Annotated in this window: 13 protein-coding genes; all 13 read left to right on the top strand. The window is 64.0% G+C overall.

Going from position 1 to position 13,806, the window contains the following annotated elements; translation table 11 throughout:
* Window positions 1–426, top strand: a complete 426-nt coding sequence (locus K5K89_RS19150) for a GspH/FimT family pseudopilin (protein WP_222540056.1) — start codon at window positions 1–3, stop codon at window positions 424–426.
* Complete coding sequence (locus K5K89_RS19145; protein ID WP_058427615.1) at window positions 423–755, top strand: type II secretion system protein; 333 nt, start codon at window positions 423–425, stop codon at window positions 753–755. The genes K5K89_RS19150 and K5K89_RS19145 overlap by 4 nt, the downstream gene beginning before the upstream one ends.
* On the top strand, window positions 752–1,321 hold the full coding sequence (locus tag K5K89_RS19140) for a prepilin-type N-terminal cleavage/methylation domain-containing protein (protein WP_222540055.1): 570 nt from the start codon (window positions 752–754) through the stop codon (window positions 1,319–1,321). Before K5K89_RS19145 ends, K5K89_RS19140 begins: the two co-directional genes overlap by 4 nt.
* Window positions 1,318–2,019, top strand: coding sequence for a general secretion pathway protein GspK (locus tag K5K89_RS19135; RefSeq protein ID WP_071492157.1), 702 nt, complete (start codon window positions 1,318–1,320; stop codon window positions 2,017–2,019). The genes K5K89_RS19140 and K5K89_RS19135 overlap by 4 nt, the downstream gene beginning before the upstream one ends.
* Window positions 2,016–3,005 carry a type II secretion system protein GspL gene (locus tag K5K89_RS19130; RefSeq protein ID WP_071492156.1) on the top strand — a complete coding sequence of 330 codons (990 nt, stop codon included), beginning with the start codon at window positions 2,016–2,018 and terminating at the stop codon, window positions 3,003–3,005. The genes K5K89_RS19135 and K5K89_RS19130 overlap by 4 nt, the downstream gene beginning before the upstream one ends.
* Window positions 2,980–3,582 carry a type II secretion system protein GspM gene (gene gspM / locus K5K89_RS19125; RefSeq protein ID WP_102592727.1) on the top strand — a complete coding sequence of 201 codons (603 nt, stop codon included), beginning with the start codon at window positions 2,980–2,982 and terminating at the stop codon, window positions 3,580–3,582. The genes K5K89_RS19130 and gspM overlap by 26 nt, the downstream gene beginning before the upstream one ends.
* On the top strand, window positions 3,579–4,097 hold the full coding sequence (locus tag K5K89_RS19120) for a general secretion pathway protein GspN (protein ID WP_222540054.1): 519 nt from the start codon (window positions 3,579–3,581) through the stop codon (window positions 4,095–4,097). The genes gspM and K5K89_RS19120 overlap by 4 nt, the downstream gene beginning before the upstream one ends.
* Before the next feature lie 5 nt (window positions 4,098–4,102).
* Window positions 4,103–6,220 (top strand): type II secretion system secretin GspD, encoded by a 2,118-nt coding sequence (gene gspD, locus K5K89_RS19115; protein ID WP_222541730.1) that lies wholly within the window; start codon window positions 4,103–4,105, stop codon window positions 6,218–6,220.
* An 896-nt stretch (window positions 6,221–7,116) separates the two neighbouring features.
* Complete coding sequence (locus K5K89_RS19110) at window positions 7,117–9,510, top strand: TonB-dependent receptor plug domain-containing protein (protein ID WP_222540053.1); 2,394 nt, start codon at window positions 7,117–7,119, stop codon at window positions 9,508–9,510.
* A 16-nt stretch (window positions 9,511–9,526) separates the two neighbouring features.
* On the top strand, window positions 9,527–10,492 hold the full coding sequence (locus tag K5K89_RS19105) for an amino acid ABC transporter permease (RefSeq protein ID WP_222540052.1): 966 nt from the start codon (window positions 9,527–9,529) through the stop codon (window positions 10,490–10,492).
* Window positions 10,485–11,258 carry an amino acid ABC transporter ATP-binding protein gene (locus K5K89_RS19100; RefSeq protein ID WP_092244447.1) on the top strand — a complete coding sequence of 258 codons (774 nt, stop codon included), beginning with the start codon at window positions 10,485–10,487 and terminating at the stop codon, window positions 11,256–11,258. The genes K5K89_RS19105 and K5K89_RS19100 overlap by 8 nt, the downstream gene beginning before the upstream one ends.
* Before the next feature lie 18 nt (window positions 11,259–11,276).
* Window positions 11,277–12,200, top strand: coding sequence for an ABC transporter substrate-binding protein (locus K5K89_RS19095; protein ID WP_222540051.1), 924 nt, complete (start codon window positions 11,277–11,279; stop codon window positions 12,198–12,200).
* Between the two features lie 12 nt (window positions 12,201–12,212).
* Entirely contained in the window at window positions 12,213–13,796 is a 1,584-nt protein-coding gene (locus tag K5K89_RS19090; protein WP_071492148.1) for a flavin monoamine oxidase family protein, read from the top strand.
* The last annotated feature ends 10 nt before the right edge of the window (window positions 13,797–13,806 follow it).

Here is a 13,806-nt window from a genome sequence, read left to right as displayed (position 1 = left end):
ATGTTGCAGCGCGGCTTCACTCTGCTGGAAATGCTGGTGGTGATCCTGCTGATCGGCCTGGCTGCCAGCGTGCTGGGGCTGGGCGTGCGCCAGGGCTTGCAGGTGGCGCAGGAACGCCGTGCGGTGGGGCAGATGGTGGAGGCGCTGCGTACCACGCGGGCGGGGGCGATTGTCAGCGGGCAGCCTGCGCGTACCGTATTCGATCTGAGCGACCGTACGTTCCAGGCGCCGGGGCGTGCGTTGCAACGGTGGCCGTCGCGGTTGCATGTCACGCTGCACACTGCCGAACAGATCGGCCCTGGCGTCGAGTTCTACCCCGACGGCAGCTCCACCGGCGGCAATCTTCTGGTGGCCAGCGGCGCCCGGCGTTGGCGTATCGATATCGGCTGGCTCACCGGCAGCGTGCAATCCAAGGCGCTGCCATGAAGCGCCAGGCCGGTTTCACCCTGCTGGAAATGCTCGCCGCCCTCACGCTGATGGCGGTGTGCAGCACGGTGCTGCTGGTTGCGTTTGGCCAGAGTGCGCGCTCGTTGTCCCAAGTGGCCCACAGCGACCGGTTGACCCACGCGGCGCTGACGATTTTCGACCAGGAAGCGGCGGGGCGCTTGAGCAACGGTGTCAGTCAGGGCGAACTCGACGGCATCCACTGGCAGTTGACCAGCACCCGGCAGCAGGCACGGATTGTGCGCCTCGACCTGGTCCTCAGCGAAGGCTCGCACCAGGCCCGCTTCAGCACCTTGAAGGCGCGCCTGTGAAGCGCCGTGAACAGGGCTTCACCTTGCTGGAAATCCTTGTGGTGCTCAGCTTGCTCGGCGTGTTGCTGGTGCTGGTCGGCGGTGCATTGCTGGGGGCCAATCGTGCCGTGTCCAAGGCCCAGGCATACACAGTGAACCTGGATGAAGTGCGTGCCGCCCAACAGTTCTTGCGCACGGCGATCAGCGAAGCGTTGCCGCTGGCGGTGGGCGAGGGCGATGGTTTCTTTGTCGGCACGGCGCAGCGCCTGGAGTTCGTCTCGACCTTGCCCGGCGTGCTCGGTGGCGGGATCCATCGGTTCAGCCTGCAATGGGTCGAACAGGCGTTGCAGGTGCGGTTTTCTCAACGTGAACCCCAGGTGCTGCTGAACAACATCGAGGCGTTGCAGTTCAGCTATCGCGGTGAGTCGCCGCTGGGCCAACCCACCGGCTGGGTGAGTGAATGGCCCTGGCCCAGGCGCTTGCCTTCGGCCGTGCGTATCGCTGCCAGCGTGGAGGGGCCGGTGCCCTGGGTCACCCAGGTGATTGCCCTGCGCCTGAACCTGTCCAGCGGAAGCGTTGAAGAATGAGGCGCCAACGCGGTGCTGCGTTGCTGCTGGTGCTGTGGGTACTGGCGCTGCTCAGTGTGTTGCTCGGCGGCCTGGCTGGCTGGGTACAGCTGGAAAGTCGCCAGGCCCTGTGGCTGCGCCAGCACACCCAGACCGTATTGGCCGCCGAAGCCGGCATCGCGCTGGTCATGGCCGAGCGGCACTGGGTTGCCGATGGCCGCGATATCCCCCTGAGCTTTGACGACGCCATCTTGCACGTGAGCCTGCGCAGCGAGCGCGGCAAGCTCTACCTGATCAACGCTGATGCCCAGGACTTCACGCGTCTGGCCCTGGCCTGTGGCGCTACGCCGGCCCAGGCCAGGCAACTGGCCACGGCCCTCGAAGCACGACGCAACCAGGGCCTGGCGCCGTTGCGGGTGCTGGAAGAAGTACGCCAGTTGCCCGGCATGACGCAAACCCTCTACAGCCGCTTGCTGCCCGAAATCACCTTGTGGAGCGACCTGGACCGCCCCGATCCCGCCTTCGCCAGCCCGCTGATGCGCAAGGCGCTGAACCTGCCGCGCCAGGACGCCGAAGGCGTGGACCCCGGCGAAGTGCTGGTGGTGGACAGCCGCGCCGAGCGGCCCGGCGGTTATCAGGCGCGGCTGCAAGTCACCGTTTTATTGAGCCCATCGGAGGACAGCGCACAACCCTACCGGGTGTTGCGTTGGCAAGAATGAATCGACTGGAACCCATCGCCCGGCACTGGCGCGGCAGCCTGCTGCAACAGGGTTGGCAGGCATGGATCGCGGAGTTGCGCGCCTGTGTACCTGCGTGGCTGGCGTGGCAAGAGCCGCCCGAGCAGATCCATCACTGGCCATTGAGCGCGCCGGTCGCAGCAGCCAGCACGCGCCAGGTGCTGATGCTCGGCGCCGACGCTGTGCTGGTGCAAACCGTACAACTGCCCCTGGCGGCCGCGCGCAACCTCAGCGCCGTGGTCGGTTATGAGCTGGACCGCTACACGCCATTCGAGGCGGACCAGCTCTACTTTGTGGCGCGTCAGGAGCGGCGCACGCCCACCCACCTTGAGGTGACAGTGGTGGCGATCCTGCGCGAGCGCCTGGACCGGATCCTTGCCGACTGTGCCACCCTCGGCCTGCATCCCCACCGCGTGGATGCGGCCGACCTCGGCGTTGATCTGCTGCCCGCGCCACTGCGCCCGCAGCGGCCCACCGGCATGGGCCTGCAACGCAGCCTGCCGTGGCTGTGCGGGGCGTTGCTGATCGCGGCGATGCTGCTCTGGCTCAACGACCGCCAGCGCGTTATCGACGTGATGCACGCCAGCGTCCAACGGCAAAAAGCCGAGGTCGCCGAGGTGCACGCGCTGCGCCAGCAACTGCTCAATACCCGCGGCGCCGCACAGTACCTCACCCGGCGCAAACTGGCGCAACCGCCACTGGCGGCGCTGCTCAACGACCTGACCACCTGCCTGCCCGCCGACACCTGGCTGGATCAACTGGACGTGAAGGATGGTGAAATTTCCATCTCCGGCCAGAGTGCCAAGGCCAGTGCGCTGATCACCCGCATCAAGGGCTGCCGCAGCCTGGAAAACGCCCAGTTCGAAGGGGTGATCCAGCCCGATGCGCGCACCGGCAAGGACCAGTTTGCCTTGCGCGCCCACCTACGCCAGGAGACCGCCGATGCGCCGACCCCTCACACCCCGTGAACGTCGCGGCGCGGCCTTGCTGCTACTGGCCGTGGTGGTCGGCGCGGCCTACTGGCTGTTGGTCGACAGCTGGTTTGCCGGCCCCTTGCGTGACATGGGCGAACAGGCCGAACAACTGCGCGAGCAACAGCAACGTTATGCCGGTGTGTTGCGCCAACGCGATGCGTTACGCCAACAGCTTGAGCAAGCCCGCCAGGACCCCGCCAGCAGCACCAGCCTGCTGCCGGGGGACGACCCGGACGTGGTCGCCGCCGATCTGATGCAGCGCCTCGCTGACCTGATCAATAGCCACGCCAACCTCGGCGGCGGGTGCAGCCTGACCCAGCGCAAGCCCATCACCGCGGAGCAGGACGATGGCGAGCCTTATCGCCAGGTCAAGGTCAGCCTGACACTCGATTGCGCCATCGAACCCCTGGAAGCGCTGCTGCATGAGCTGGAGTACCAGCCGCCGTTCCTGTTTGTGGATGAGCTGCGCATCCGCCGCAGTCAGCAGGCGCCGGCCAGTGGTGGTGCGGGCAAGCTGGTGGTGCACTTGCTGGTGCGCGGCTACCTGCAACCGTCGCGGGTGACGCCATGATGAGCCGGTTGCGCCCCGTGGAGTGGGGCTTGCTCGGCCTGTCGGGGTTGCTGGGCGTGTTGATGGCGGTGATCCTCAGCAGCCTCGGTGATGAACCGCAATGGCTGCCCGAAGCGCCTGTGCGCGCCCATCCCACTCCTCGAGTACAAGGGCTGCCCAGTGTGCAGTTGGACAACCTGGCCGCGACATGGCAAGCGCCGCTGTTCAGCCCGGATCGCAGCCCGGATCGTGTGGTGGGCAAGGCACAGGTCAGCAGCCTGGCCCATCTCACCCTCAGCGGCATCATGATCACCGGCAACCTGCAGATGGCCATGCTCAAGCAGGTCGACGGCCCGCTGCTGACCGTGCGCCTGGGCCAGACCCTGCCCAACGGCTGGCGCCTGGAACACCTCACTCCGCAATCCGCCCGTTTCAGCCTGGACGGCCGCACCCAGACCTTGAGCTTCTACGCCAAGCGCTTGCCGCCACCGTCCAAGCGCCCCCCCCTTACTTTGCCCCGCGAGCCCCTCCCTTGATCGACATGCGCACCTCCACGTTATGCCTGGCCACCGCCCTTGCCCTGGGCGGCTGTGGCAGCTTCCCCGACCGTCTCGAACCGGATGATGAGCTTCTGCATGAGGCCATGCAGGGCACTGGCTCGCAACGCCCGCCCGGCGAGGCGCCCCCAGTGGAAGTTGCCCAGCCCTTGGTCAAGCCCCCCGCGCAGCGCCAGTTGATGCGGGGCAACCAGCAGTTCGTGCGTCCGCCGGCGACCGCGCCGGGTGTGAAGGCAGAAGGCGGCGACATCGTGTTCAACTTCGCCGACCAACCCATCGAAGCGGTGATCAACAGCGTGATGGGCGACCTGCTGCACGAAAACTACAGCATCGCCCAGGGCGTGAAGGGCAACGTCAGCTTTTCCACCTCCAGGCCGGTGGACAAGCAGCAGGCCTTGTCGATTCTCGAAACCCTGCTGTCCTGGACCGACAACGCGATGATCAAGCAGGGTGACCGCTACGTGATCCTGCCGGCCAGCCAGGCGGTGGCGGGCAAGCTGGTGCCGCAGATGAGCGTGGCGCAACCTTCCAGCGGCTTGTCGGCGCGGCTGTTTCCGCTGCGCTACATCTCCGCCACCGAGATGCAGAAACTGCTCAAGCCCTTCGCCCGCGAGAATGCGTTTCTGCTGGTCGACCCGGCGCGCAATGTGCTGAGCCTGGCCGGTACGCCGGATGAACTGGCCAACTACCAGGACACCATCGACACCTTCGACGTGGACTGGCTCAAGGGCATGTCGGTGGGCGTGTTCGGCCTGCAACGCGCGTCGGTGGCCGAGCTGATGCCTCAGCTGCAAAGCCTGTTCGGCCCGGACAGCGGCATGCCCCTGGCGGGCATGCTGCGCTTTCTGCCGATTGAACGGACCAACTCGGTGGTAGCGATTTCTTCCCAGCCCCAGTACCTCAGCGAAGTCGGCGACTGGATCCGCACCATCGACGAAGGCGGCGGCAACGAGCCACAGATGTACGTCTACGACGTGCGCAACATGAAGGCCGCCGACCTGGCCAAGTACCTGCGGCAGATCTACGGCACTGGCGCGATCAAGGACGACACGCCGGCCAAGGTTGCGCCTGGCCTGCGCACGACAACCCTGTCGTCACTCAATACGGGTGGCTTGCAGAACAACCCGCCCGCTGCCGAAGAACCGGAGCCGGAGGAAAAGGTGATCGCGCCCACCAACGCGCTGGAGGCGGGTACCCGTATCACCGCACAAAAGAGCAGCAACCAACTGTTGGTGCGCACCCGTCCCGCGCAGTGGAAAGAGATCGAAGCGGCGATCAAGCGTCTCGACAATCCGCCCCTGCAAGTGCAGATCGAGACACGGATTCTTGAGGTCAAGCTCACCGGTGAACTGGACCTGGGTGTGCAGTGGTATCTAGGGCGGCTGGCGGGCAATTCCGGCAGCACCACGGTGGCCAATGCCTCCGGCAGCCAGGGTGCGCTGGGCGGTGGCGGGGCAGGGCTGGGGGCGACGGACTCGTTGTTCTACTCATTTGTCAGTTCGAATCTGCAGGTGGCGTTGCATGCGCTGGAAACCAATGGACGCACCCAGGTGCTCTCGGCGCCGTCGCTGGTGGTGATGAACAACCAGCCGGCGCAGATTCAGGTGGGGGACAACATTCCCATCAGCCAGACCACCGTCAACACCGGGGATGCCGATACCACGTTGAGCAGTGTCGAGTATGTGCAGACCGGGGTGATCCTGGATGTGGTGCCGCGGATCAATCCGGGGGGGTTGGTATACATGGATATCCAGCAGCAGGTCAGTGATGCCGAGAGTCAGAGTGGTACTAGCGATACGCCGGTGAATCCGCGTATCTCGACGCGTTCGGTGTCGACGCAGGTGGCGGTGCAGAGTGGGCAGACGGTGTTGCTGGGAGGGTTGATCAAGCAGGACAACGGGGAGAGTGTCAGTGCCGTACCGTATCTGGGAAAGATCCCGGGGTTGCGCTGGTTGTTTGGGAGTACCAGTAAGTCGAAAGATCGGACGGAGTTGATTGTGTTGATTACGCCCAGGGTGATTACCAGTAGTGGGCAGGCGCGGCAGGTGACGGATGATTATCGGCAGCAGATGCAGTTGTTGCGGCCTGGGGGAGGTAGGTAGTGCGGTGTACATATCCGTTATTTAGGTAACGGCGGCTTATGGTTCCGCTCTTACAGCGGCTCACTTTTGGAAAGGCCCAAAAGTAAGCAAAAGGCCTTCGCCCCAGATCAAGAGCAAGAGCAAGAGCAAGGGCACGGCGGCCTGATAGCCGACCTGAGTGGTGTAGATCAAAAGCAGAGCTGGTTGATTCCTCAGCCCAGAGTGGCCGGTATTTTACTGTCGATCTCGGTTAAATGTGGGAGGGAGCTTGCTCCCGATAGCGGTCTGTCAGTTGATGCATCTGTGCCTGCTTCACTGCTATCGGGAGCAAGCTCCCTCCCACAGTTTGATCTCCATACAGCAGTCAGATATCCGCCTGCTTTTGATCTGGCTTTTGATTTTGATCTTAGGCGGCCCCCCAAATCACTGTCGGATTACGGGCACACCGAGCCTAGGCGAGGTGCCGAGTGTTGGGGCAAGAGCCTTTTGGTTACTTTTGGGCTCTTTTCAAAAGTGACCCGCCGTAAGGGCGGAACCATAAGCCGCCGTGACTCAAGTAACGGATATGCCCCAATCCCCAAATCGCAAAAAACATTACTTATATGAATAACAAAATTCATAAATAATGAAATACAAGAATATTAGCTTATGCCCAAATAGCATTATATTTTCAAAACCCATTCCGTTATGTTTGAACTCAACAGCCTACCCCTGACCTCGGATGGTACCAATCTAGACTCGGATTCTGCGCTGCCACCCCGCAGCAGAACCGTTGGAAGGGAGTTCAACGTATGTTGCCAATTCAAACCTCGCCCCACACCTAGCCCCAAATCGCCCTGACACCCCAGAAAAAAACCGAGCACCGCGCCCACCCGCGTGACGGCCCGACTTCGCGATTTGGAAACGCAGGAACCCCTATGAAGCGAGTGCTACAAGCCACCGCCGCATTCACCCTGGCCATCTTGGCCAACACCGCACACGCCCAGGATGACAGCACCCTGTCCACCGTGGTCGTCACCGGCAACCGCGGCGCCGAGCAGCGTACCGTCACCAGCAGCCCGGTGCCGATCGATGTGGTCAGCGCCAAGCAATTGCAGAACACCGGCAAGCCCGGCCTCATGGAGGCCCTGAGCGCAGTGATCCCCTCGCTGACCCTGCCGGAAAAAACCGGTTGGGACGCCAGCGGTATTGCCCGAGCCCCCAACCTGCGTGGCCTGAGTGCCGCCGAGGTGCTGGTACTGGTCAACGGCAAGCGCCGTCACACCGCCGCCACCTTGAACATCAACGGGATCAATATCGGTGCGGCCCCGGCCGACCTCGACCTGATCCCCATCAGCGCCATCGACCATGTGGAAGTCCTGCGCGACGGCGCCGCCGCCCAATACGGTTCCGATGCCATCGCCGGGGTGATCAACGTGATCCTCAAGGCCGACACCAGCGGCACCGCGGTGACCAATATCGGCCAGGGCTATGACGGCAAGAAACAGACGGTGCAGCAAAGCCTCAACAAGGGTTTCGAGATCAGCAACGGCGGCATTGTCCAACTGGCCCTGGACGCCCGCAGCCAGAATGATGACAACAAGGCCAGCGCCAACGGCTACACCTACGCGCAAGCCTACGAGCAAGCCGGGCGGTCGACTTATGGTGGCTACGGTACGCCCAAGACCAACCTGCTGACCCTGGGCTACAACGCCGAGCTGCCGATCGATGACAGCTTCAGCCTGTACTCCTTCACCACCTATTCACGCCGTAAGGCCGAGCAGGGGCAGAACTTCCGCCTGCCGACCATCACCAACACCATCACCACCGGGCCCAACGGTTATCCCGGCGGCTACACGCCGACGTGGTTTATCGACGAGGATGATTTCCAGGCGGCATTCGGCGGCAAAGGCACGGTGGGCGAGTGGGACTGGGACCTGTCCACCACCTACGGGCGCAACGAGGCGGAGCAGGGCACCACCCATAATCAGAACCCGTCCCTGGGCGAGGCCACGCCGAATCACTTTACCTCCGGTACCTGGATCGCCACCGAGCTGACCACCAACCTCGACTTCAAGCGCGGCTTCGACATCGGCCTGCAAAAGCCTCTGGACCTGAGCGTCGGCTTCGAGCATCGGCGCGACACTTATGAGGTGCAGGCCGGTGACTATGAATCCTATGCCAACGGCGGCTATTGCGTGGCGCCGGGCAATTGCGCGTCGTCGGGCGCGCAGGTCACCAACGGCATTTCGCCGGACGAAGAAAGCAGCGCCTCGCGCAACAGCCTGGCCAGTTACGTCGACGTGGGCTTCAACCCGGTGCCCGACTGGTACGTCGGCACGGCGTTTCGTTACGAGCACTACAACCAGGGCGTCGGCGCCACGCGCAGCGGCAAGCTGACCACCCGCTATGACTTCACCCCGCAGTTCGCCGTGCGCGCCACTGTCAGCAACGGTTTCCGAGCGCCTTCCCTGGCCAACAGCCTGTTCAGCGCACGCTCCACCACCTATGGGGTGGTGGACGGCGTGTACCAGTCGATCAACTACGGCGTGTTGCCCGTGGGTTCCGCCGCGGCCCAAGCCCTCGGTGCCCAGCAATTGAAGCCGGAGCGTTCGACCAACTTCAGCCTGGGTTTCACCCTCACGCCCACCGACCGCCTGAGCTTCACCGCCGACGCCTACGTGATCAACCTGCGCGACCGCATCACCCTCACGGGCACCTTGCTCGGCCCCGAGATCACCCAGGTATTGCAGAACAATGGCATCCACTCCACCTCCGGCGGGCAGTACTTCATCAATGGCGCCGACACCCGTACCAAAGGCCTGGACCTGGTCAGCAACTACAGCCAGGACCTCGGCCGGTACGGTTCGGTGAAATGGACCGCAGCATTCAACTGGAACCAGACCAGAATCCTCAACTACAAGGAATCCACGGACATCCTCGGCACCTCCTACGAGCTGATGAACCGCGAGGCGCGCAACCTGATCACCGGCGTGCAGCCCAACACCAAGTTGATCCTGGGCGGCGACTGGAGCATCGATCGCTTCAACCTCAACCTGGCCCTGACGCGCTACGGCTCCTACAAGGAAGTGAACTCATCGGCCAATCGCGACCTGGACCGCATCTACAGCGCCAAGTGGATCACCGATCTCGACCTTGGCTACAACCTCACCAAAGACCTGAACATCGCCGTCGGCGCCAAGAACCTGTTCGACATCTACCCCAAGAAACAAGGGGTGCCGAGCAGCACCATGGTCAGCAGCTATGGCGTCTATTCGCCCTACGGTTTTACCGGCGGGTACTACTACACCCGCTTGACCTATGCCTTCTGAGGCCGAGGAATACACCATGCCTATCGTCGCCAAACCCTATGACCTGATCGACGCGCCCAGTCCGGTGCGCCAGGCCCGTGTCTCCACGCCGATCAAGGCCCTGCAGGTGGTGCCCGCCCGGCATCCCTGGCGCTGGGCCGGGTCGATCTTTGCGGCGCTGGTGCTGCTGGCCATCGTGCACTCGCTCGCCACCAACCCGCGCTGGGAGTGGGGCGTATTCGGCCAGTGGTTTTTTTCGCCGTCGGTGCTGCGTGGTCTGGGGCAGACGCTATTGCTGACCCTGCTGAGCACGCTGTTCAGCATTATCCTTGGTACCGCGCTGGCGTTGGCGCGGCTGTCGGGCTCGCCGCTGCTGGCGGCATTGGCCTGGGGCTATATCTGGTTTTTTCGTTCGATGCCGGCGTTGCTGGTGCTGATCATCCTCTACAACTTTGCCTACCTGTATGACCACATCGTGCTCGGTGTGCCGTTCACCGGCCTGGTGTTCGCCGAGTGGTCGACGGTGGATGTGCTCAGCCAGTTCACCGTGGCCGTGCTGGGCTTGAGCCTGATGCAGGCGGCGTATGCGGCGGAGATCATCCGTGGCGGCCTGATCGGCGTCGACGCCGGCCAGCATGAAGCCGCTGCGGCCCTGGGGTTGCCGGTCTCGCGGCGCATCTTCCGGATCATCCTGCCTCAGGCGCTGCGCTCCATCCTGCCGTCGGGTTTCAACGAGATCATCGGTCTGGTCAAGGGCACGTCCATCGTCTATGTGCTGGCCCTGCCGGAGCTGTTCTACACCGTGCAGGTCATCTACAACCGCACCCAGGCGGTGATCCCGCTGCTGATCGTAGCGACGGTCTGGTACCTGATCATCACCACCGTGCTGACCAGCGCTCAGTACTACGTCGAACGCCACTTTGCGCGGGGCACCGCACGGGTGCTGCCACCCACGCCGCTGCAACGCATTCGCGGCTGGATCAAGGAGAAGACCCATGGCTGAAGCACGCGCCGGGCGCATCCAGATCCAGGGCGTGGGCAAGCGCTTTGGCAACCAGCAGGTGTTGAAAGACATCGACCTGACCATCGACCCGGGCAAGGTCACGGTGATCCTCGGGCCGTCCGGCTCGGGCAAGTCGACCTTGCTGCGCACCATCAACCACCTGGAAAAGATCGACAGCGGGCATATCACCATTGACGGTGAATACGTCGGTTACCGTCGCAAGGGTGATCTGCTCTACGAACTCAAAGAACGGGAGATTCTCAAGCGCCGTATCGACGTCGGTTTCGTGTTCCAGAACTTCAACCTGTTCCCCCACCTCACCGCCTGGGAAAACGTCGCCGAAGCGCCCCTGGCCCACAAGCGCTGGAGCAAGGCCGAGGCCCAGGCCAAGGCGGCCGGGTTGCTGGCCAAGGTCGGCCTGGCGGACAAGGTCGATGCCTATCCACGCCAGCTCTCTGGCGGCCAGCAACAGCGCGTGGCAATCGCCCGTGCCCTGGCGCTGGACCCCAAAGTGCTGCTGTTTGATGAACCCACCTCGGCCCTCGACCCGGAACTGGTGGGCGAAGTGCTCGACGTGATCAAGGGCCTGACCCAACTGGGCGTGACCCTGGTGATCGTCACCCACGAGATCGGCTTTGCCCGCGAGGTGGCCGACCACGTGGTGTTCCTCTGCGACGGCCAGTTGATTGAAGAAGGCCCGCCCGAACAGATTTTCCGCCAACCGCGACATCCCCGCACTGTGGCCTTTCTCGGCAAGGTGCTGTAGTTCAAGGAGTGACTGCCCATGTTTATCTCTACTGCCCGCGTGGCCCTGCTGGCGCTTGCCGTCAGCACCGCGCAACACGCATTCGCCGTGCAACAGGTCGACCTCAGCCCCGACCGCCCGCGCATCCATGTGCCGCGTAACGAGGCGGCCATCGCACAGATCCCGCCGGGCTTCAAGTTCGCCCAGCCGGGCAAGTTCACCGTGGCCGTCTCCGGCGTGGCCGGGCCGCCCCTGGCGCTGTTGGCCAGCGACGACAAGACCACCATCGGCAGCGAGGCTGACACCGCGCAGCTTGTTGCCGATAGCTTGGGCCTGCAACTCAATGTGGTGCAGACCAGTTGGGAGGACTGGCCCCTGGGTGTCAGTTCGGGCAAGTACGACGCGGTGATCAGCAACGTCACCGTGACCGAGGCGCGCAAGAAGCGCTTTGACTTCGCCACCTACCGCCAGGATGTGCTCGGCTTCTACGTGAAGAGCACCAGCAAGATCAGCGAGATCAAGCAGGCGGCGGACATCGCCGGGTTGAAGATCATCGTCGGTTCCGGCACCAACCAGGAAAAAGTCCTGCTGGCCTGGAACGAGGCCAACGAGAAGGAGGGGCGCAAGCCGGCGCTGTTGCAATACTTCGACGACCAGGCTGCCGCCCAGTTGGCCGTGCAGTCCGGGCGCAGCGATGCGCTGTTCGGGCCTAACTCGGTGTACGCCTATTCGGCGGCAGTCACCGGCGGTATCAAGCTCGTCGGCACGGTGAATGGTGGCTGGCCGTTGAAGGCCGATATCGCGGTGACCACGCGCAAGGACAACGGCCTGGTCAAGCCGATCCACACCGCCCTGGAAGGCGCGATTGCCGGCGGCCAATATGAGCAGGTGCTGCAACGCTGGGGCCTGGACATCGAGCGGGTCGACACGTCGCTGATCAACCCACCGGGCCTGCCGGATTAAGGAGCATCGAGCATGGGACTGACACGACGTGAAGCGCTGTCGAGCATCGCTGCGGTAGGGGGCGAGCTGGCGGTCAAGGACGCGCTGGCGGCATTGGGCCTGGGGCCGTCGTCACACCGCCGTCCGCAACCGTTGAAACTCAAGGAAGGCCTGGGGCAGGGCACGCGTGTGCTGGTGCTGGGTGCGGGGATTGCGGGGCTTGTCACAGCCCTGGAACTGACCCGCGCCGGCTTCGAGGTGCAAGTGCTGGAGGCCCGTGAGCGGGTGGGCGGCCGCACCTGGACGATCCGCAACGGTGACCGCGTGGACTACAAGGACGGCCGCACGCAAACCGCCGCGTTCGACCCAGGGCATTACTTCAACGCCGGGCCGGCACGGATTCCCAGCCAGCACCGCACGATTCTCGACTATTGCAATGAGCTGGGCGTGCCGCTGGAAGTGCTGGTCAACAGCAGTCATGGCGCCCAGGTACGGCCTGATGTGGGCAAGCCTGCATTCACGGTCGGCCAGGCCATCAACGATGCGCGCGGGCACCTGTCCGGCTTGCTCGCCAAGGCCGTGCAGCGCGATGCTCTCGATGATCTGTTGAGCGGTGAAGAGCGTACGCGCTTGCTGGCGTTCCTGCGGGTGTATGGCGACCTGTCCCAGGAGCTGGCTTTCGAGGGCACGATCCGTTCGGGGCACCTGGAATCGCCAGCCCACCCCGGCGCCTTGCCCGCCAGCCGCCGCCCGTTGGCGCTGGACCAACTGCTGCATCCGGAACTGTGGGGCGCGTTGCTGCACACCGAATTCCCGGAGTTCTCTGCCACCATGTTCCAACCGGTGGGCGGCATGGACCGCATCACCGACGCCTTCTACCAGCGCGTCAGCGGTCATGTACAACTGGGCGCCCAGGTGCGCCGTATCCGCCAGTTGGAAGACGGCGTGGCGGTGACCTATCACGACCAGCGCAGCGGCCGCGAGCAGGTCGTGCGCGCCGACTACCTGATCTCGACGTTGCCGCTGCCGTTGCTGGCCAGGCTCGACACCGACTTCAGCGACCCGATCAAGGCCGCCCTGCTCAGCACCCGCAGCGACCAGGCGACCAAAGTGGCGTGGCAGTCGCCGCGCTTCTGGGAGACCGACTACCGCACCTACGGCGGCCTGTCGTGGATCGAACACCCGGCGCGCCTGCTGTGGTACCCGAGCAATGACCTCAACACTCGCGAAGGCCTGCTGGTGGCGGGCTATGTGACCGGGGAGGGCGCCGATGTGTTTGGCGCGCAACCGTTCGACAAACAGTACGCCACCTCCAGGGAGGCCGTGGAACTGCTGCATCCCGGGTATTCCAAGCACCTGCGCAATCCGCTGGCGGTGTCCTGGGAGCAGATTCCCTACAGCGAAGGCCCGTGGCTGCAGCGCGAGCATTTCCCGGCCGACGCCAGCGCCTTGCTCGAAGCCGGGCATGGTCGGGTCTATTTCGCCGGCGACGGGCTGGTGCAAAGCGGCGTGGGTATCTGGCAGGAATCGGCGGCCAACTCGGCGCGCCATGTGGTGGGGCAACTGGCTGAACGGGTGACTCAACACCGTCATAGCGCGGCATTGGCCGCTTCATAAGGAGATTCAT

It is taken from the genome of Pseudomonas sp. DR208 (genome assembly GCF_019823005.1).
GTDB classification, from domain to species: Bacteria; Pseudomonadota; Gammaproteobacteria; order Pseudomonadales; family Pseudomonadaceae; genus Aquipseudomonas; species Aquipseudomonas extremorientalis.
Note: the sequence above shows the minus strand (reverse complement) of the source record. Positions and strands in the feature narration are given on the sequence as shown.